19 protein-coding genes are annotated in these 19300 nt (G+C 43.4%); 6 read left to right on the top strand and 13 right to left on the bottom strand.

The features are described 5' to 3' along the window. Positions 1 to 312: 312 nt before the first annotated feature. From VXQ92_RS07215 to def, 3 genes are all read right to left on the bottom strand, one after another. Positions 313 to 2343 carry a TonB-dependent copper receptor gene (locus VXQ92_RS07215; RefSeq protein WP_416680955.1) on the bottom strand — a complete coding sequence of 677 codons (2031 nt, stop codon included), beginning with the start codon at positions 2341 to 2343 and terminating at the stop codon, positions 313 to 315. 73 nt (positions 2344 to 2416) lie between these two features. Next, entirely contained in the window at positions 2417 to 2836 is a 420-nt protein-coding gene (locus VXQ92_RS07220; protein ID WP_064096964.1) for a DUF2946 family protein, read from the bottom strand. Between the two features lie 91 nt (positions 2837 to 2927). Next, on the bottom strand, positions 2928 to 3458 hold the full coding sequence (gene def / locus VXQ92_RS07225; protein WP_004644875.1) for a peptide deformylase: 531 nt from the start codon (positions 3456 to 3458) through the stop codon (positions 2928 to 2930). 121 nt (positions 3459 to 3579) lie between these two features. Here def and VXQ92_RS07230 point away from each other — a divergent pair, with 121 nt between their 5' ends. The 3 genes from VXQ92_RS07230 to VXQ92_RS07240 are packed head-to-tail and all read left to right on the top strand — an operon-like array spanning position 3580 to position 6540. Further along, positions 3580 to 4734 carry a LysM peptidoglycan-binding domain-containing protein gene (locus VXQ92_RS07230; protein ID WP_064096963.1) on the top strand — a complete coding sequence of 385 codons (1155 nt, stop codon included), beginning with the start codon at positions 3580 to 3582 and terminating at the stop codon, positions 4732 to 4734. A 56-nt stretch (positions 4735 to 4790) separates the two neighbouring features. Then, positions 4791 to 5930, top strand: a complete 1140-nt coding sequence (dprA, locus tag VXQ92_RS07235) for a DNA-processing protein DprA (protein ID WP_416680956.1) — start codon at positions 4791 to 4793, stop codon at positions 5928 to 5930. A 40-nt stretch (positions 5931 to 5970) separates the two neighbouring features. Then, positions 5971 to 6540, top strand: a complete 570-nt coding sequence (locus VXQ92_RS07240) for an L-threonylcarbamoyladenylate synthase (RefSeq protein ID WP_064096961.1) — start codon at positions 5971 to 5973, stop codon at positions 6538 to 6540. 432 nt (positions 6541 to 6972) lie between these two features. On the opposite strand, the gene VXQ92_RS07245 is transcribed toward VXQ92_RS07240, so the two are convergent. Continuing rightward, positions 6973 to 7881, bottom strand: coding sequence for a DMT family transporter (locus tag VXQ92_RS07245; protein ID WP_416680957.1), 909 nt, complete (start codon positions 7879 to 7881; stop codon positions 6973 to 6975). A 189-nt stretch (positions 7882 to 8070) separates the two neighbouring features. Here VXQ92_RS07245 and VXQ92_RS07250 point away from each other — a divergent pair, with 189 nt between their 5' ends. Continuing rightward, positions 8071 to 8616 carry a glutathione peroxidase gene (locus tag VXQ92_RS07250; protein WP_416680958.1) on the top strand — a complete coding sequence of 182 codons (546 nt, stop codon included), beginning with the start codon at positions 8071 to 8073 and terminating at the stop codon, positions 8614 to 8616. Between the two features lie 408 nt (positions 8617 to 9024). Then, positions 9025 to 9600: a hypothetical protein gene (locus tag VXQ92_RS07255; RefSeq protein ID WP_416680960.1), complete on the top strand. Its 576-nt coding sequence runs from the start codon at positions 9025 to 9027 to the stop codon at positions 9598 to 9600. A gap of 76 nt (positions 9601 to 9676) precedes the next feature. Here the strand turns inward: VXQ92_RS07255 and adhP are convergent, their stop codons facing one another. Both adhP and VXQ92_RS07265 read right to left on the bottom strand, forming a co-directional pair. Further along, positions 9677 to 10708 (bottom strand): alcohol dehydrogenase AdhP, encoded by a 1032-nt coding sequence (gene adhP, locus VXQ92_RS07260; RefSeq protein ID WP_179992711.1) that lies wholly within the window; start codon positions 10706 to 10708, stop codon positions 9677 to 9679. A 370-nt stretch (positions 10709 to 11078) separates the two neighbouring features. Continuing rightward, the gene (locus VXQ92_RS07265; RefSeq protein WP_416680961.1) at positions 11079 to 12485 is read right to left on the bottom strand and encodes an NAD-dependent succinate-semialdehyde dehydrogenase; all 1407 of its coding nucleotides are present in this window, start codon (positions 12483 to 12485) and stop codon (positions 11079 to 11081) included. Between the two features lie 362 nt (positions 12486 to 12847). Between VXQ92_RS07265 and VXQ92_RS07270 the strand changes: the two genes are divergently transcribed. Continuing rightward, positions 12848 to 13486 (top strand): hypothetical protein, encoded by a 639-nt coding sequence (locus VXQ92_RS07270; protein WP_180050939.1) that lies wholly within the window; start codon positions 12848 to 12850, stop codon positions 13484 to 13486. Between the two features lie 51 nt (positions 13487 to 13537). Here the strand turns inward: VXQ92_RS07270 and VXQ92_RS07275 are convergent, their stop codons facing one another. From VXQ92_RS07275 to atpE, 7 genes are all read right to left on the bottom strand, one after another. After that, on the bottom strand, positions 13538 to 13957 hold the full coding sequence (locus VXQ92_RS07275) for a F0F1 ATP synthase subunit epsilon (protein ID WP_004814254.1): 420 nt from the start codon (positions 13955 to 13957) through the stop codon (positions 13538 to 13540). Between the two features lie 26 nt (positions 13958 to 13983). After that, positions 13984 to 15378: a F0F1 ATP synthase subunit beta gene (gene atpD / locus VXQ92_RS07280; protein WP_004280997.1), complete on the bottom strand. Its 1395-nt coding sequence runs from the start codon at positions 15376 to 15378 to the stop codon at positions 13984 to 13986. Positions 15379 to 15404: 26 nt separating this feature from the next. After that, positions 15405 to 16274 carry a F0F1 ATP synthase subunit gamma gene (gene atpG / locus VXQ92_RS07285; protein WP_004280996.1) on the bottom strand — a complete coding sequence of 290 codons (870 nt, stop codon included), beginning with the start codon at positions 16272 to 16274 and terminating at the stop codon, positions 15405 to 15407. An 88-nt stretch (positions 16275 to 16362) separates the two neighbouring features. Next, a complete protein-coding gene (gene atpA, locus VXQ92_RS07290) occupies positions 16363 to 17907 on the bottom strand; it encodes a F0F1 ATP synthase subunit alpha (RefSeq protein WP_005094547.1) in 1545 nt (514 codons plus the stop codon). A gap of 43 nt (positions 17908 to 17950) precedes the next feature. Further along, the gene (locus VXQ92_RS07295) at positions 17951 to 18487 is read right to left on the bottom strand and encodes a F0F1 ATP synthase subunit delta (RefSeq protein ID WP_191730889.1); all 537 of its coding nucleotides are present in this window, start codon (positions 18485 to 18487) and stop codon (positions 17951 to 17953) included. Between the two features lie 12 nt (positions 18488 to 18499). Then, entirely contained in the window at positions 18500 to 18970 is a 471-nt protein-coding gene (locus tag VXQ92_RS07300) for a F0F1 ATP synthase subunit B (protein WP_064096954.1), read from the bottom strand. A 39-nt stretch (positions 18971 to 19009) separates the two neighbouring features. Further along, a complete protein-coding gene (gene atpE, locus VXQ92_RS07305) occupies positions 19010 to 19255 on the bottom strand; it encodes a F0F1 ATP synthase subunit C (protein ID WP_000424060.1) in 246 nt (81 codons plus the stop codon). Positions 19256 to 19300: the final 45 nt, after the last annotated feature.

Below are 19300 nucleotides of genomic sequence, written 5' to 3' on the forward strand. Positions count from 1 at the left end.
TCAATCAATCTTAACTAAGTCACTGTTTTATCAGAAGTTTTAATCTTCATCACCGCCGATGGATGTGCATTCTACAGTATTTCAGGAGGCTTGCAACCCCATTTTTTAAACTTTACAAACGCATGTTTATTTTATAATCCATAAAATTCATAAGTTACTGTTTTATTTATAAAAATTATTTTAATAAAAGTTTGAGTTATTATTTAATGCAAAACAAAACAATATTAACTTACTGATAAACATGAATTTAAATTACTACCATAAACAAAAAGCAGGAAAAAACTCCTGCTTTTTGTTTGTTTTCAGTTCAAATTAGAATTTCATACTGATTCTTGCCCAGTAATTCCGTCCGATATTATTAAATTGCTCATTGGCAGCAAATCCAAAACCGGAACTGCCCATCTTGTTCAAATGCTCGGCATAGGTACGGTCCAGTACGTTATCGACACCCACAGAAAGATCCATGTTGTCATTTACATGATATGTACCATTTAAAGAGAGAGTACCAAAACCAGCACTTTGCTTAAGATCATAGCCGACAATATTGCCTTCACGCTCACTAATTCGGTTCTGACCATCGACCAGGCGCCAGTAGGCACCCAAAGTATAGTTATCCTGGATATAACGTAAATTTACCCGAGCTTCCAAAGGTGAAATCTGTGGCAACGGCGTATTGTCACTGGTATTTTTACCCCAAGCATACATCGCACTCAGATCAGCCTGAATCGCATCAGTAAACTGATATCCGATTCCGACTTCTGCACCTGCCACTGTTGCATCTACATTTCGGCTATGTGCTTCTAACATTCCCATATTACCTGTTGGCAAGTAAGTCGTGAGGATGTAATCATTGATCACACCTGCATATGCCGATGCCCATGAACTGAAATTACCATGTTCATGCTGGTAGCCAATATCCAGCTGTAAAGTTTTTTCAGTATCAATGTTCTTAAAGGTATTTGGATGACCATTGCCTGATTTTGGACTGAACAGCTCCCAGTAATCCGGCATACGTTCGACATAGCCAATACCCATATAAGTCTTGCCATCATCATGGTCTGGATGCTGATTCTCAAAACGCAAAAAAGCGCTTGGTAAAGTTTTTTTACGCTCCTGGTTTGACTCCACTGCTTCTACTTTGACCTGATCCAGACGCAGGCCACTCACCAACTTATGATTATCACTGACCTCATAACTGAGCTCACCGAAACCACCGATCGACTGGAACTCCATATCTTTAATACGTGGCTTATTCTGATACGCTGTCATCAGATTTCCGTTACGTTTGCTATGCTGATTATTCTGGCTGTCGATACCTGTAATCAGCTGTAATTTATCCCATTCACTGGTCACGGCCATACGCGCATTCAATGTCTTACGCGCCACATTGGTGGCCATAGGCATACTCATCATACCGCCAGGCTTGAACTCGCGCAGACTATAGTTATCCATGACATGGTCATTAAAATTGTAGTTTACCTGTGCTTCAATTTTCTTGATCACATCGCTGACATTTCTCTTTTCAACACGCAAACCCAGACTTTCACGGGCAAACTTGGAGCCATCCATTGCACGGCCGGCATACACAGCTTCACCATCCGCCTTGCCCCCGGTCAACTCTACCCAGGTATCGCTATCCGGTGTCCAGCCTAATGCAACGTCGGCATTCCAGCGCTCCCAATCGGAAGGAACGGTCGTGCCATTACCATCTTTATAACTGTCTGAAACAGAGCGGCTGGTATTCAGGCGAATATATTTCTGTGCATCACCTGCTGCGACTTCAACATTATGGTCAAGACGTCCGAAGGAGCCCAGCAGGACACTGGCCTGACCGCGATAGTGATTGTCTGCATCAAACTGTTCAGGTGAACGCTCAAAAATGACGGTTGCGGCTGAACCGGTATTGGCATATTGCACCGTCTGCGGACCTTTAATGACCGAAATCTGGTCATAGCTTTCCGGGGAAATATAGGAGGTGGGCGAATCCATCCGGCTTGGACAGGCCCCCAGGTTTTCCGTGCCATCCGTTAAAATTTTAATTCGTGAACCGAACATGCCGCGGAAAGTGACATCCCCATTGGTTCCTGCGCCACTATTGACTGAACTAAAACCCACAATGCTTTGCAGATAATCTGCGCCATCTGTGGCAGGAACAGGCTGGATCGGCTGTTTAGGATCGGCATGGACAATCAGTCCATTGGCATCATTACCCGCAGTCGAGGTCACCACAATCGGCGCCATGGTTTGTACAGGCATGGCTTCATTGGCCATTACCGAAGCTGAATAACAGGCAATACAAATCGCAGCCGCAAGTGGCTGTAGAAAAAATTTAGGCTGAGCCATTTTCTATCTCACTGAATACATAAATTGAACACGGTCTAAGTCACTCAAGACCCAGACGAAAAACAACGTGGATTTATGCAAACAGTGGTGGAGCTCTGCCTTGGGGTAACAGGAACAGCCGCTGCAGAGCAAACCAGACATGCTTAAAGGTTTTTTCAAAAGCCAGCAGTCTGACCTGGATTCGATCCAGAACTTCTTTAATGTCCAGTTCAGGCGGCAAGATCAGGTTGCCATAGACGGTACAGTACTGGCATTGATGACTGGCATCATGCTCATGGACATCAGCAGGAATATGCTGTGCTGTAACAGAATGCTGAGCGTGCTGCTCGGCATGGTGAGAATGATCAACAGAGGATTTGTCTAAAAGTGCATGCGTGATGGTTTCACAGACCGGAGCAACCTGATATTGCTTTGGCAATAAAGGCTGTAAAAATACCGCAATCTGTAAAAACACTGCTACCAAGGAAAGTAGCAGACCGCCCCGCAGGACCATAGGCAAGCCCTTAAATTTATCTAGGCCAAGTATAGCAAAGCCCAATCAGAATTGGGCTGGTTTGGCCATTAAAATAGACTTTGAAATTATCCTAACGTTTCACTGCTACTTTGTCTTTATTACGCTGGCGTACCAGTTTTTCCACTTTTTCACGGGCACGCTGGCGTTTTAGTGGCGATAAATAATCAACAAATAACTTGCCATTTAAGTGATCCATTTCATGTTGGATACACACAGCGAGAAGTCCGTCAGCATCGAGCTCAAATGCTTGACCTTCCAGATTAATTGCCTCAATTTTTACGCGTGACGGACGATCAACTTTATCGTATATTTGGGGGACTGATAAACAGCCTTCTTCGTAAGGCTGCGTTTCTTCAGTCAATGGTGTGATTTTGGGGTTAATGAACACCATCGGTTGATCTTTATTTTCAGACAGATCCATAACAATCAGCTGAATATGACGATCCACCTGAGTCGCGGCAAGTCCGATACCTGGTGCTTCATACATGGTTTCAAACATATCCGCAGCGAGCTGACGAATTTCATCAGTCACTTCTTCGACAGGTTGTGCAATGGTACGAAGACGGGGATCCGGGAAACTTAAAATAGGTAATAAGGCCATACTGCATCCTCAATTATGCCATTGATCAAAAAAACCAAATGAAGGGAATGCTTCATCAAAAAAATGTGTGTAAGATCGTTATTATAACGCAACTACGCACATAATTTTAGGAATTATGATAATGAAAAAGGTTTTGAAAGGCATGCCATTTTTTAGTGCCTTGGGGTTTAAAAATCAGATGCTGGCACTTGCCGTCTGTGTTGGCGTCAGTATGGGGACCATTCATTCTGCTGAGGCAGCACCTGCACGCAACGTTAATCCACCGGCATTAAAAGCCAATGCACCAAACGTTTATGTGGTGAAAAAAGGCGATACGCTTTGGGATATCTCAAAACGCTTCCTGAAAAATCCGGTACGTTGGCCGGAAATCTGGGCCAGCAATAAACACGTGAAAAATCCGCACTGGATTTTCCCGGGTGACCGCCTGCTCATGTGTGATTACCAGGGCCGCCCGATTATTGGTAAAGACGAAGGGGATGGTTGTGAGGGTATTATCAGCCGCTATCTGGGCAGCACTACCCTGCAACCCCAGATTCGGGTTGAATCTTTAAATAACACCATTCCCGTGATTCCACTAGAACATATCAGGCAATGGCTAGAGCGTTATACCCTGATGGCGCCTGATTCAGTTCAAGGTACGCCCTATATTCTCGGAACTGCAGATCAGCGCGTACTGGCAGGCAAAGGCCAGAAAGTTTATGCACGTGGCAACGGTCTGGAAGTTGGTCAACGCTATGCCGTTTATCGTGAAGCGGAACCGTATGTATTTACGGATGCAAACGGCAAGAAATATACTGCTGCACTTGAGCTGCAACAGGTGGCGTCTGGTATTGCAGTACGTAACGAAGGTGATGTCACCACACTTGAACTGACGGACAGTTACAATGCTGAAGTACGTCGCGGTGACCGTGTACTCCCTGAATATGATCCAATGTTACCAACCCTGTTCTATCCGACCAGCGCGGAAAATATTGCTGCCGGCGGCCAGATTGTTCGCGTATTGGGATCAATTGGTACCGCAGCACGTCATAGTGTTGTCACCATTGACCGTGGTACGGCACATGGGGTTCAGACGGGTCATGTCTTTAGTGTCAACCAGAAAGGTGAAGTCGTGACTGATCCGAAGACTAAAGAACGTGTGCAACTGCCAGGCGAGCGTATTGGCCAGATCATGGTATTTAAAACCTTCGATCAGTTGAGCTATGCCTATGTGCTGGAGAGCGAATTACCAATCAAGGTTGGTGCAGGAATTCAAGCGCCTCTTTTAGATGAATAAATATTTGTCTAAATAAAAAAACTTAATAACAAGAAGACAACCCTATAGGTCTCAATATGCTGAACCCGTTATCGCGCGCGCAACTGGAAACAATTACGTTATGGTATCTGGTTCAGCATTCTCTTTCGAGTTTCCATAAAATCAGTCAACACTATGCCGAACTGACCCATGCCCTTCAGCCGGATCAAGCCCCTGTCTGGCAGGCACTGGGTATTCATGCCAATCATGTACAGCGCTTAAAAGAATTTTCTCTTCCCGAAGCCCAGCAGAAATTTCAGCGTTGTCTGCAGCAGATCCAGCAGGATAGTGACTTTGTTTTATTGCATGGCGATCCGCATTATCCGCAGCAGTTGCATCCTTATATAGATAAACCCCCAATCATTTTTGGTCAGGGTAGACCCGATACTCTGCTTCAGGCACAAATTGCCATTGTGGGCAGCCGCAAACCCAGTCCACACGGCCGGCAAGTAGCTTATGATTTTGCTTTTTACCTGAGTGAACAGGGTTTTTATATCAATAGCGGTCTGGCACATGGTATTGATGAAGCAGCACATCGGGCTGCCCTACAACATCAGGGGACGATTGCGGTAATGGCCACCGGACTGGATCAAACCTATCCAGCACAACATCAATCATTACGCCAGCAAATCATTGAGCATGGCGGTGCCGTCATCAGTGAGTTTCTGCCAGATACACTGCCTTTGCAGCATCATTTTCCACGGCGCAACCGAATAGTCAGTGGTTTAAGTCTAGGCGTGATTGTGGCAGAGGCTGCATTAAAAAGTGGTTCTCTGATTACGGCTAAACTGGCAGCCGAGCAAGGCAAAACCGTGTTTGCCATTCCGGGACATATTTACAGTGAGCATCATCAGGGCTGCCACCAACTGATTCGTGAGGGTGCGATTCTGATTGACCATCCACAGCAGGTAATTGAAGAACTGGCACTGGCGACGCAATGGCAGGCTTTGGAAAATACTCCCAAACTGGAAGTCGCTGCAGCAGAATCACAACAGATCCCGCCACATCTGCTCAGTCTGTACAACCAGCTGGACTGGGTGGGACAGAGTCTGGATCAACTGGGAACGCAGGTTCAGCAAGAGGTATCTGCTTTGACCAGTCAACTGATGGAACTGGAGTTACTCGGTTTTTGCACCCAGCAAGCCGGCCTGTATCTACGTTGTCGGATTCTCAAATAAGGTTCACAATAGCGCTTTGTTGTTTGATAAAGGTATTCACATGATCACTACCTCTGTTGCCGAAGCAGCAGCATGGCTTAAAGACGGACAAGTCTTGGCATATCCCACAGAGGCTGTTTGGGGCTTGGGTTGCGACCCCTATAATGAACAGGCATTTCATCAGATTTTAGAATTGAAGCAGCGCCCGATTGAGAAAGGTGTGATTCTGCTAGCAGCTCATCTTTCACAGGTAGAACATCTGCTACAGGATTTAAGCGAAGAAATGCGTGACAAAGTGATTGAATCCTGGAACCATGACAGGCCTGCTGAGCGTGCGACCACCTGGCTGCTTCCTGCAAATAAAGAGATTCCTGACTGGATTAAAGGTCAGCATACTCAAGTGGCCGTACGTGTAACCACTCACCCGCTCTGCGTGGCACTGTGTCAGGCCTTTGGTGGTTTTATCGTTTCGACCAGCGCCAATCCTGCCGGCATGGAACCTGCCCGCTCACTTCAGGATGCCCTCCGCTATTTTGACCAGAACCTGAATTATCTGAATGGCGACCTTGGTTTAAGTCAGCAACCGAGCCGGATTATTGATGCACTCACTGGCGCGGTTATTCGTGACTGAGACTTAGCGGATTTAGTCGGGATATTCAAACCCGACTAAAGTTTTAAGACAAAAAAAAGCTCAACCATATAGGGATGGCTGAGCATAAAAAAGGATGTGCATAAATCACATCCAGAGGGTTCAGAAAATCTCTGGGAGCCTGATAAAACAAGGTTTTTTTTGCCTGATCATTCTCGATGGGCGCATTATGCGAGAAATTAGTCACAACAACAAGTACAATAAAAAACTCAATTAATACATTTTTTCTATTAACAAAGTAGAACTTTTATTAAAAATTCAAAATATCTCGCTCATTCCATTCCGATTTTAAAATAAAGTGCTAATTTTCTATTTATTTTTGCATTCAGAAATCAGTATTTAACAAATGAATTCTCTTAAAAAAACATGCCTGAATGATCAATATTTAAACGATTAAGGATTTTAAAAACTGGCCTACTTCCTTATGACTTGGCTTTTCCCGGGGTATTGCGCCCATAAAACCCCCAATAAAATAATACTGCCGCCAATAGTGTGATACATCGTCCAAGCTTCGCCTAACCACAAATATGCGACTACTGCGGTAAAGACAGGCATCAGGTTCATAAAAATACTGCTACGATTTGGACCAAGCTGCTGCACAGCCATCATCCAGAATAAGGGCGCGGCAATGGAAGGAAAAATTCCGGCATAGACAATGCTAGCTGCATTCGCGCTATTGATGCTGTCCAGACCTAAAAACAGTATCAAAGGAATATGGTAAAGAAAAGCCATAAAAATCTGGATATACAGACTCAGTAGTAGTGGAATCTGAATCTTCCATTTCTTCAGCAATACGCCATAACAGGAATAGAAAAATACCGCGATCAACATCAGCAGATCGCCAATATAACTTTCACCCACGCTTAAAAACTGCAGGCCCTGCCCTTGCGCCATGACATACATCAGGCCAATAAACGACAAAAGGCTTCCCAGCACTGCAGCCTGCGTCGGGCGAATCCTTAAAACAAAAATACCCACGATAATGGTAAAAATAGGAATAAAGGCATTGATCAGGCCCATGTTGGTGGCAGTAGTGTAGTGTGCCGAGCTATAAGCCAGTCCCTGATACAGTACCATTCCCAACGCACTCAAAATGGCAAAATGTCCGAGATGTGGACGGATTTCTGGCCAGGCTGCTTTGACTCTGGGCAACATAAAGGGAGTTAAAATTAGCAAAGCCAAGGCCCAGCGGTAAAAACTGATACTGATGGGAGAAATATAATCTGCCACATAACGGGTAACCGTCATATTCAGAGACCAAATCAAAACTGCGGCCAGGGGTAAGGCCATGGCCCACCAGGCTGCTTTTTGTTGTTGTATCATACTGTCATCCATGAGTCGCTGGTCTTGTATTAAGCTATTCCTATTCGCACCCTAGCATAATAGATTTTTCACATAATATTGCAGCAATTTTACTGCCTTGAGTAAATCAGCTCACCTGTTTGTACTTGTACTAAATCTGAATACCCGTTAAAACAAATACCGATTCAGTCGCAATAAACAGGAAATCTAATGACTCGCTCTGTATATGACATTCCGGTCAAAACCATTGACGGAACAGAAACCACTTTAAACCAATACCAGGGTAAGGTTTTGCTGGTAGTCAACGTCGCTTCTAAATGTGGCCTGACGCCGCAATATGAAGGTTTACAAAAACTGTATGATGACAAAAAAGCTGAAGGTCTGGAAATTCTGGGCTTTCCTGCCAACAACTTTTTGGAGCAGGAACCAGGCAGTGAAGCCGAGATTCAGGAATTCTGTTCGGTGAATTATAAAGTCGACTTTCCGTTATTCGCAAAAATCTCTGTGGCGGGCGAAGACAAGCATCCTTTATATACCACTCTTACACAGGCTGTACCGGAACGTATCGGCGAGGGACCTTGGTGGAAAGATCTGGTCGATTATGGCCTGACCCCAAACCAACCACCAGAAGTACTCTGGAACTTTGAAAAATTCCTGATCAATAAAAATGGCGAAGTGGTGGCACGTTTTGCACCAGACATCACTGCAGATGATCCACGGATTGTAGATGCGGTGAATGCAGAACTTACAAAATAATGCTCTGCTCTCTCAATAAGTATTAAGATTAAAATAAGTATCTGTTTTTATAATGGATACTTATTTCTATTTAAAACTCTTATTTCACTAAATTGATATTCACCTACATTTTTAAAGACTCAACCAATCCGTGCACAATCAGCAATTGCTTAGGATGCAGGAAAATAATAGTCGAATGAAATTTCACATAATAAAGTCTTCAATTTAATCACCGACCAAACAAGTCGCCCGCTTAAAACAAAATATTTACTTATTCATTTTTATTAGATTTTTCTCACTTCTGCCTGGCTAATTATTTAAAATCCAGAAGAATTGTTATGAGTTTGCAACAATCTTTTTTATCTCCATAGTTTGTCCTTATATTAAACACTATTCAAATTCTATCACCTGTATCGAGACCCTGATTCTATGTCCAAAATTCTTGCCAATGCTGTCCTTCCTTTCGCATTATTTAGCTCGGGAATTTTACTGATGGGCTGCGAACAGGCTGTCGAAACACCCACTGAACAGGCAGATACAACAACGTCAGATCTGAAACCAACCTCTCAGCAACAAGGCTCGGCAACACCAACTGAACTTAAATCTGGCAATATGTTTTATATGGTTCGGGATGTCGCCGACTTGCAGCTCAAGGCCGGCAGTTATGTGGAACAGTTAAAACAGACCCAGACCGAACTGCAAACGGCGGTCGAAGCCAAAGATACCCAGCAGCTGCAATCCACTGCGACCCAGCTTCAACAGCAACTCAGCAGTTTTAATCAGGTGCTGGGTAACCTGAACTTAAAAAGTCAGGAAATTGACCAGATTCGTAATAATATGATGTCTGCAAACCAGCAAGTGCTGGCTTCTCCCCTCTTGAATGGTCAGGTGGATTTTAGCCAAGTGGACTTGAAAAAGATTGAATCGCAGATGGTCAATGTTCAAGCCGAAATGATCAAACTGGCCGGCTTGCTGATCCAGAATCCCGAGCAGAAACAAGGTTAAAACTCATTCAATCCCTTTCATCAAAAAACCAATCCGGCAAGAACCAGATTGGCTTTTATTTTCCCTCAATGAGGAATTAAAGTCGCATATCGATCACGATCCGGCCATCAATTTTCCCTTGTTCCATACGCTGAAAAATATCATTGATATTTTGCAGCGGCTCAACATTAATATGTGCCTTAACCTTACCCCGGGCAGCAATATCCAATGCTTCCTTGAGATCCAGTCGTGTACCCACTATCGAGCCGCGCACCGTAATGCCGTCAAGTACCATATCAAAAATCGACAAGTCAAACTTGCCTGGTGGTAAACCATTTAGCACCATAGTTCCCCCCCGACGCACGATCGAGACTGCCTGTTCAAAAGCTTTGGGAGAGACTGCTGTTACCAATACCCCATGACAACCTTCTCCAGTGGCTTTCATCACTTCTTCTTTTACATCGGATTTCAGTGCATTTATGCCCACATCAGCACCCAGATTTTTGGCCAGTTCCAGTTTTGAGTCATCCACATCTATGGCAATAACATTAAATCCCATGGTTTTGGCATATTGAACAGCAATATGACCCAGACCGCCAATGCCCGAAATTGCCATCCAGTCTCCTGTTTTGGCATCAGCCATTTTCAGACCTTTATAGACAGTGACGCCTGCACAGAGAATAGGTGCAATTTCAAGTAAGTCTACTCCCTCCGGAATTACTCCTACATAATCTCCATCGGCCAGACAATATTCAGCAAAGCTGCCGTTGACCGAATACCCCGAATTTTGCTGTTTTCTACACAGGGTTTCCCAGCCCGCATAACAATGTTCACAATGGCCACAAGCCGAATACAGCCATGGAATACCGACAATATCTCCTATTTTTAAATGGTCAATGCCTTCACCTATTTCAATCACTTCTCCTACTCCCTCATGCCCGGGAATAAAAGGTAAGCTCGGTTGCACCGGCCAGTCGCCATGCATGGCATGCAGATCGGTATGACAAACACCTGTGGCAATGATCTTGACCAGGACTTTGCCTGGACGAACTTGAGGGATGTTGAGTTCTTGGATTTCTAAGGGTTGGTTAAATGCAGTTACGACCGCTGCTTTCATTGTTGTTGGCATATTAATTCTCTCTTCTATTATTATAATTTCAGATTATTTTTGAATAACCTCCTTAATTATAGACAATAGAAAAACTGCAACAACTATAGAATTGTATTTCTCCGCTATTCTTTAAAAATTCTTAAAATTTTTTTGGCTGTTATTTTTAAATTATGCTCGACTATCTCCAAACAAATATTTTTATTTACACATAAATATAAGAATAATAATGATTTAATTAAATTCACTATCAGCAGATATAATATTTTTATCCAAATAAGATAGCTTCAAATTTTAGACTACATCTTCTTAAGCCCGTATCTTTATAATAAGGTGATAATTAGTCATATTCGAAAGGAATTTAATCAATACTAATTAAAAGAAAGCCACTTCAGCAGTGGCTTTCTAGTTTGGTGTTGGGCTTATTTTTTGGGCTTTTCACGACGACCAGTTTTTTCTGTACAAATTCTCTGAAACCATCAATGGAGAGTTCATGACCATAACCCGAGTTCTTGATTCCGCCAAATGGCAGTTCTGGCGCAGTATCGGTATACCAGTTAATCCAGATCATGCCCGTTTCGACACGTGAAGCCAGCTTTTTCGCCCGCTCGATATCTTGTGAATGAATCACGCCACCCAGACCATAATTGGAATCATTGGCAATCGAAACAATCTCATCCTCATCCTTGGCCACATAAATCTGGGCAACCGGACCAAAGAATTCTTCATACCAAGCCGGATTATCTCGGCTGATATTTTCCAAAATCGTCGGCTGATAGAAATTGCCTGCATGCTCATACGGCTTGCCCCCAGTGACCACTTTCGCACCATGTTCTACCGCCTTATCGACCTGTTCGGTCAGCTTTTCCAAAGCATCAGCGGAAGACAGTGGACCCAGTGTGGTTTCAGGATCAAGCGGATCGCCAATTTTTAACCCTTCAAATACCTTGATCATGCCAGCCTTAAATTCTTCTGCAATTTTTTCATGCAGGATAAAGCGTTTGGCTGCTGTACAGACTTGACCGGTATTGTTCACCCGTGCTTGGCAGCCTATCTTGATGGCCTTTTCCAGATCAGCATCATCCAGCACAATAAAGACATCATTACCGCCCAGTTCCAGCGTTGATTTTTTAAGATGTTTTCCGGCCTGTTCAGCGACAGCACTGCCCGCACCTTCTGAACCTGTGAGTGCTACACCACGCACACGCTTGTCTGCAATTACTTCAGCGACCTGATCACTACTGATAAACAGATTGGTCCAGACACCTTTGGGTGCACCTGCATCCAAAATCAGTTGTTCAAAGGCTTCCGCACATTGCGGTACAATGCCAGCATGTTTTGCCAGAACCGGATTACCAATGGCACAGTTCGGCGCAAATACCCGCATCAGTTGATAAAATGGGAAATTCCACGGTTCAACTGCCATGATAATACCCAATGGATGATGCTCGACCCAGGCTTCACCCAGATCGGTCTGATAAGACACTGGCGCTAAAAATTCTTTGGCATGATCGGCATAGTATTCTGCAATTTTGGCGCAGGTTTCGATTTCACCTTCACTCTGCTTAATCAGTTTTCCCATATCCTGGGTCATAAGCTTGGCCAGTTCGGATTTTTGCGCTCGCATGTTGGTAGCCAATTTACGCAGTACTGCAATACGGGTATCGACCTGCTGTGACCATTCTGACTTTAGGATTTTTTCTGCAGTATCGAGTGCATGTTGAATATCTTGATCGCTATGCGATGGGTAGTCTTTCAATTTTTGATTGGTAAATGGATTAATAGATTGATAAGCCATGGTTTTCCCTTTTTCAATTATAAGTTTTGCCTGTTCTAAACTTCTATCGTATTAAGCTATAACAAGCGAAATCTGTTCGAATCATTTAACTTATCACTGATTTTTTTATGGTGTGTGCAGGTTTACAGATTGGTTCAAAACATTACTGAGAAAGGGTAAAAGTTATATCGAGTGGTACAAATTAAAATTTATTTAAGAATCGGAAATGTAAAACCAACACTCTCAAGATCGATACTTGCAAAAATTCCAAGCTAAAACAAATAATCTAAATCAGCTGTTTTAAGGTGATGCTAAAAATATAAATTTCAAATTTTCAGGTGTGTAGTACATTATTCTATATAGTAGAAAAAAGAAAATTCATAATGAGTCAAATACCATCTAATATCATTCAAACAGCAGAAAACTATTTTGATAATACAGTTTTAGAAACGACTGATACTATTTTTCAAGAAATTTTAAAAGCTTTTCCAATAGCATCTTCAGGTTTAGCGATTTATAAAGTTTTCAGAAGCTATAACGAAAAGCAAAAATTAAAAAATATCCTGGAATTTATAAAGGAAGGTGAAAAGTTAGCATCAGGAACATTACTAAAAATCTTCAAGAATCAAAACAACTTAGAAATAGGTGGTGAATTACTCAATGCTTTAGATAAAGTCTATTTAATCCATCAATCTAAAATGCTCGCTCGTTTAGCTCTTTTATATGATGCGAAAGAAATAAATCGTGAAAATTTTTTAAGATATGCTCATATTATTCCTCAATTTACATCGTTTTTATTAGAAGGGTTAGAAAAAGCCTACTTATCATTTGAAATGAACAAATTCGAGAAGGATTACCGCCTTACGAATAATGAATGTAACTTTTCAGCATCTGAATTAGAAAAGTTTGGTTTTTTGTACGTAGTAGCTACATTTGGTTCTGGCAATAATTATGGTAGAGAAAAAGACTTAATCTTTTTTTATGAACACATATATAAAAACAAACATGATAAGAACCTATGAACCATAAAAAAACCACCCTTTCGGGTGGTTTCTTCAATCTTAAACCTGCAATTACATTGCGCGGTTTTTGATTTTGCGGATCGTTTCCAGCTGAGCAGCAGTTTCTGCAAGAGCAGCCAAAGCAGCAGCAGCGTCCAAATCGCCCTTTTGATTTGCTAGCAATTGTTCAGCGTGTTTACGCGCTTCAATAATTGCAGCTTCATCTAAGTTTTCTGCACGGACTGCAGTATCTGCAAGAACCGTAACAACATGCGGTTGAACTTCTAGAACACCACCAGATACATAGATTAATTCTTCTGTACCGTTTTCCAAAATAACGCGGATCGCGCCAGGTTGGAGCAAAGTTACCAGCGGAGCGTGACCAGGCATAATACCTAACTCACCGCCAGCACCTTTAGCAATTAGCATAGTTACAGTGCCTGAGTACAAAGACTCCTGAACACTTACAACGTCACATTGCATAGTCGCCATGAGAATCTCCTAAATTAGGGAACTAATTAAAGTTTCTCAGCTTTAGCAATCACTTCGTCAATACCACCAACCATGTAGAACGCCTGTTCTGGGATGTGATCGTATTCACCAGCTAGAAGACCTTTAAAGCCACGAATCGTTTCTTTAAGAGATACTAATTTACCAGGAGCACCAGTAAATACTTCAGCTACGTGGAACGGTTGAGAGAAGAAACGCTGGATTTTACGCGCACGGTAAACAACCAGTTTATCTTCTTCAGCAAGCTCGTCCATACCAAGAATCGCGATGATGTCTTTAAGCTCTTTATAACGTTGCAATACGTTCTGTACAGAACGTGCAATTTCATAATGCTCTTGACCAACAACTAACGGATCTAACTGGCGTGAAGTTGAGTCTAGTGGATCGATCGCTGGGTAAATACCAGAAGATGCGATGTCACGGCTCAATACAACAGTTGCGTCCAAGTGAGCAAACGTTGTAGCAGGCGATGGATCTGTCAAGTCATCGGCAGGTACGTATACCGCTTGGATTGACGTAATAGAACCAGACTTAGTCGATGTAATACGTTCTTGAAGAACACCCATCTCTTCTGCAAGTGTAGGCTGGTAACCTACTGCAGATGGCATACGACCTAGAAGTGCTGATACTTCAGTACCCGCTAGTGTATAACGATAGATGTTATCTACGAACAATAGTACGTCACGGCCTTTACCGTTTTCGTCTTTCTCGTCACGGAAATATTCAGCCATGGTCAAACCAGTCAACGCTACGCGTAAACGGTTACCCGGTGGCTCGTTCATCTGACCGTAGACCATTGCTACTTTGTCTAGAACGTTAGAATCTTTCATTTCGTGATAGAAGTCATTACCTTCACGAGTACGCTCACCAACACCAGCAAACACAGATAAACCTGAGTGAGCTTTCGCGATGTTGTTGATCAATTCCATCATGTTTACAGTTTTACCAACACCGGCACCACCGAACAGACCAACTTTACCACCTTTAGCGAACGGGCATAGCAAGTCGATGACTTTAATACCAGTTTCTAGAAGGTCAGTAGAAGCTGCTTGTTCTGCATAAGAAGGTGCAGAGCGGTGAATTGGTAAACGCGCTTCAGTCGCAACAGGACCAGCTTCGTCGATCGGGCGACCAAGAACGTCCATGATACGGCCTAGAGTCGCTGTACCTACTGGTACAGAAATCGGCGCGCCAGTGTTAACTACGTTCAAACCACGCTTAAGGCCTTCAGTAGAACCCATTGCAATAGTACGAACTACGCCATCACCAAGCTGTTGCTGAACTTCTAAAGTAGTTTCAGTACCATCTACTTGGAGAGCGTCATAGATCTTAGGAACGCTGTTGCGTTCAAACTCGACGTCGATAACCGCGCCGATGATCTGAATGATACGACCGCTATTCATTGCTGTCTCCTCAATTCAAAATAATGTTAAACGGCAGCGGCACCACCAACGATCTCAGAAATTTCCTGAGTAATCGCGGCTTGACGCAGCTTGTTATAAATAAGTTGCAGGCTCTTAATGATCTCGCCTGCGTTGTCTGTCGCTGCTTTCATAGCGACCATACGTGCAGACTGCTCACATGCGATGTTTTCAATCACACCTTGATACACCACAGACTCGATATAGCGAACCAACAAGCCATTTAAAAGCTCTTCAGCTTCAGGCTCGTAGATATAATCCCAACCGTATTGACGGTTAAGAGTCTTGTCTTCTTCAGCAGCAGCCAAAGGAACAAGTTGTTCGATCTTTTGATTTTGAGTCATGGCATTGACAAAGCCGTTTGACACTAGATAAATACGATCTAACTCGCCTTTATCATAAGCATCCAACATCACCTGTACAGAACCAGATAACTGCTCAAGACTTGGAGTATCACCGACTTGCGTCGTCGCCCCAAGCACTTTACCGCCGTAGTTTTTAAAAAACGAAACCGCTTTTTGACCAATTAAAGCAAATTGAACTTCAATTGACTGCTCTTGTTGCTGTTGAACGTGTTTAACCACTTTTTTGAACAGGTTAATGTTCAAACCACCAGCAAGGCCACGATCTGATGACACAATAATATAGCCAACGCGCTTAACCGGGCGTTCAACCATATAACGGTGTTTGTATTCAGGATTCGCTTGAACCAAATGAGCAATTACACGGTGCATATTTTCGGCATACGGACGGCCTTGAGCCATGCGCTCTTGCGCACGACGCATCTTAGAAGCTGCTACCATTTGCATCGCTCGAGTAATCTTTTGCGTGCTCTTGATACTAGCTACTTTGGCGCGAATTTCTTTTAAATTTGCCATACGCTTAACCTAGTATTCGAAAGCCCTTGCGAGCTTCCGAAGGTTGATTCCGTGAACCAAACCAACACTAATCTAGCAAGTTGCTAAATTAGTAAGTTTGAGTCGCTTTAAAGCTTTCAATACCTGCTTTGATTGCAGCTTCGATGTCTTTGTTGTAATCACCAGAGGCATCGATTTGTTGCATTAACGCAGCATGTTCTGAACGGAAGTAAGAAATCAACGCAGCATCAAAGTCTACGATTTTCTTAACGTCTACGTCAGCCATGTAGCCTTCGTTAGATGCATAAATTGAAACAGCCTGGTCAGCAATTGAGTATGGAGCATATTGTTTCTGCTTCATTAACTCAGTTACACGTTGACCATGTTCAAGTTGCTTACGAGTTGCTTCGTCAAGATCAGAAGCGAACTGAGCAAATGCTGCCAATTCACGGTATTGCGCCAAAGCAGTACGGATACCACCAGACAATTTCTTGATGATCTTGGTTTGCGCTGAACCACCAACACGAGATACAGAGATACCCGCGTTCACAGCAGGACGAATACCTGCGTTGAATAATGATGTTTCAAGGAAGATCTGACCATCAGTAATCGAAATTACGTTGGTTGGTACGAATGCAGATACGTCACCCGCTTGAGTTTCAATAATCGGCAATGCAGTTAATGAACCAGTTTGGCCTTTAACTTCACCGTTAGTGAATTTCTCAACGTAGTCAGCAGATACACGAGAAGCACGTTCAAGTAGACGTGAATGTAGATAGAACACGTCACCTGGATAAGCTTCACGACCTGGTGGACGGCGTAAAAGCAATGAAATTTGACGATACGCAACAGCTTGCTTAGACAAGTCATCATAAATGATTAACGCGTCTTCACCACGGTCACGGTAGTATTCACCCATTGTACAGCCAGAGTACGGAGCCAAATACAGCATTGCTGCTGGATCAGATGCACCTGCTGCGACAACAGTGGTATACGCCATAGCGCCAGTTTCTTCTAGCTTGCGTACTACGTTAGCGATAGTCGATTGTTTTTGACCGATGGCTACGTATACACATTTAATGCCAGAGTTTTTCTGAGCGATGATCGCGTCGATCGCCATTGCTGTTTTACCAGTTTGACGGTCACCAATGATCAACTCACGCTGACCACGGCCTACAGGGATCATTGTATCTACTGATTTATAACCAGTTTGTACAGGTTGATCCACTGACTGACGCCAAATTACGCCTGGTGCTACTTTTTCAACAGCATCAGTTAATTTAGCATCGATCGGGCCTTTACCATCAATCGGGTTACCCAAAGCATCTACTACACGGCCTAAAAGTTCTGGACCAACCGGAACTTCTAATACACGACCTGTGCAACGCGCTTTTTGACCTTCTTGAAGGTTCAAGTAGTTACCTAAAACAACGACGCCCACTGAATCCTGTTCTAGGTTCAGTGCCATACCGTAAAGGCCGCCGTCGAATTCGATCATTTCACCGTACATAGCGTCAGCTAAGCCGTGAATACGCACAATACCGTCGGAAACCATAACAATGGTCCCTTCGTTCTTAGCGGTTGCGCTGGTGTCCAGATCGCCGATACGCTGTTTAATGAGCGCACTGATCTCGGATGGATTCAGTTGTTGCATTGCGCTATACCTCAATCTTTTTAAAGTTCAGTCTTCTTATTTATTAAGCAAGAAGACGAGTACGCATTTTTTCAAGCTTATTAAGCGCAGAATCATCTATCACTTGGTCGCCTGCACGAATAACTACACCAGCAATAAGCTCTGGTTTCACTTCCACAGAAACATTCACTGCTGCGTTAAAGCGTTTTTTCAACGCATCTGCAAGCAATTGTTCTTGGTCAGAAGTCAATGGGAATGCTGATTCAATCACAACATCCACAGTATTGTTATTCTGTGATTTGAGCTGTTCATATTCTGCAGCGATTTCAGGAAGAAGTTCCAAACGGTTGTTTTCAGCAAGCAATGTCAAGAAGTTAGACACTGCTGCAGTTTGGTCTTCACCTAAAACTTTAGCAAAAAGAGACACCTGCTCAGCAGGTGTAAGCTCTGGGCGATTTAGATAAGCTGAAAATGCTTCGTCTTGCACCGCAGCACTGAGCAATTCAAGTGCAGTCGACCAAGAGTCAGTTGCACCCTGCTCAGAAGCGTAAGCAAATGCTGCTTTAGCGTAAGGGCGTGCCAACGTCAAGAGTTCAGCCATAATCCGCCTCTCTTAAAGTTTAGCAGCCAGCTGAGTCAGCATGGCATTGTGAGCTTCTGCATCAACTTGCTGGCTAAGAATTTTCTCAGCACCAGTCACTGCAAGAGCAGCCACTTGTTGACGCAATTCTTCGCGAGCAGAATTGATTTCAGTATCAACAGCTTCTTTAGCCTGTTGACGAATACGCTCACCTTCAGCCGCAGCCTGGTTACGCGCTTCTTCGATCAATTGTGCACCACGACGGTTCGCTTGTTCGATCAATTGAGCCGCTTGTGCTTTTGCCGCGTCCAGTTCAGCTTTCACTTGTGCTTGCGCATCTGCAAGGTCAGCCTTCGCTTTTTCAGCAGCGTTTAAGCCATCAGCGATACGACGCTGACGTTCACTAATCGCATTGATTAGTGGTGGCCATACAAACTTCATGCAGAATGCGACGAAAATCGCAAATGCAATCGCTTGGCCAAACAATGTGAGGTTGATATTCATTGCAAATTCCTCAAATAGTGAATTTCGGAATTAAGCTGATTAACCTACAAATGGATTAGCGAAGATGAAGAACAAGCCAATACCAACACCGATCATAGGCACAGCATCAAGAAGACCCGCGATTAAGAACATACGAGTTTGAAGTTGTGGAGCCAATTCTGGTTGACGAGCTACAGCTTCAAGGAAACGGCCGCCTAGAAGACCAAAACCAATCGCAGTACCTAAAGCACCAAAAGCGATCAAGATAGCAGATGCAATTGCAACTAGACCTAAAGTGAGTTCCATGATAATTCCTCAGAGGTTAGGTTTTATACCAAATTAAGTTAGAAA

The organism is Acinetobacter sp. 228, assembly GCF_048147885.1.

Bases quoted from the DNA above. Each gene is read 5' to 3' on its own strand.
- VXQ92_RS07215 (WP_416680955.1), bottom strand. From the start codon at position 2,343: ATGGCTCAGCCTAAATTTTTTCTACAGCCACTTGCGGCTGCGATTTGT.
- VXQ92_RS07220 (WP_064096964.1), bottom strand. From the start codon at position 2,836: ATGGTCCTGCGGGGCGGTCTGCTACTTTCCTTGGTAGCAGTGTTTTTA.
- def (WP_004644875.1), bottom strand. From the start codon at position 3,458: ATGGCCTTATTACCTATTTTAAGTTTCCCGGATCCCCGTCTTCGTACC.
- VXQ92_RS07230 (WP_064096963.1), top strand. From the start codon at position 3,580: ATGAAAAAGGTTTTGAAAGGCATGCCATTTTTTAGTGCCTTGGGGTTT.
- dprA (WP_416680956.1), top strand. From the start codon at position 4,791: ATGCTGAACCCGTTATCGCGCGCGCAACTGGAAACAATTACGTTATGG.
- VXQ92_RS07240 (WP_064096961.1), top strand. From the start codon at position 5,971: ATGATCACTACCTCTGTTGCCGAAGCAGCAGCATGGCTTAAAGACGGA.
- VXQ92_RS07245 (WP_416680957.1), bottom strand. From the start codon at position 7,881: ATGATACAACAACAAAAAGCAGCCTGGTGGGCCATGGCCTTACCCCTG.
- VXQ92_RS07250 (WP_416680958.1), top strand. From the start codon at position 8,071: ATGACTCGCTCTGTATATGACATTCCGGTCAAAACCATTGACGGAACA.
- VXQ92_RS07255 (WP_416680960.1), top strand. From the start codon at position 9,025: ATGTCCAAAATTCTTGCCAATGCTGTCCTTCCTTTCGCATTATTTAGC.
- adhP (WP_179992711.1), bottom strand. From the start codon at position 10,708: ATGCCAACAACAATGAAAGCAGCGGTCGTAACTGCATTTAACCAACCC.
- VXQ92_RS07265 (WP_416680961.1), bottom strand. From the start codon at position 12,485: ATGGCTTATCAATCTATTAATCCATTTACCAATCAAAAATTGAAAGAC.
- VXQ92_RS07270 (WP_180050939.1), top strand. From the start codon at position 12,848: ATGAGTCAAATACCATCTAATATCATTCAAACAGCAGAAAACTATTTT.
- VXQ92_RS07275 (WP_004814254.1), bottom strand. From the start codon at position 13,957: ATGGCGACTATGCAATGTGACGTTGTAAGTGTTCAGGAGTCTTTGTAC.
- atpD (WP_004280997.1), bottom strand. From the start codon at position 15,378: ATGAATAGCGGTCGTATCATTCAGATCATCGGCGCGGTTATCGACGTC.
- atpG (WP_004280996.1), bottom strand. From the start codon at position 16,274: ATGGCAAATTTAAAAGAAATTCGCGCCAAAGTAGCTAGTATCAAGAGC.
- atpA (WP_005094547.1), bottom strand. From the start codon at position 17,907: ATGCAACAACTGAATCCATCCGAGATCAGTGCGCTCATTAAACAGCGT.
- VXQ92_RS07295 (WP_191730889.1), bottom strand. From the start codon at position 18,487: ATGGCTGAACTCTTGACGTTGGCACGCCCTTACGCTAAAGCAGCATTT.
- VXQ92_RS07300 (WP_064096954.1), bottom strand. From the start codon at position 18,970: ATGAATATCAACCTCACATTGTTTGGCCAAGCGATTGCATTTGCGATT.
- atpE (WP_000424060.1), bottom strand. From the start codon at position 19,255: ATGGAACTCACTTTAGGTCTAGTTGCAATTGCATCTGCTATCTTGATC.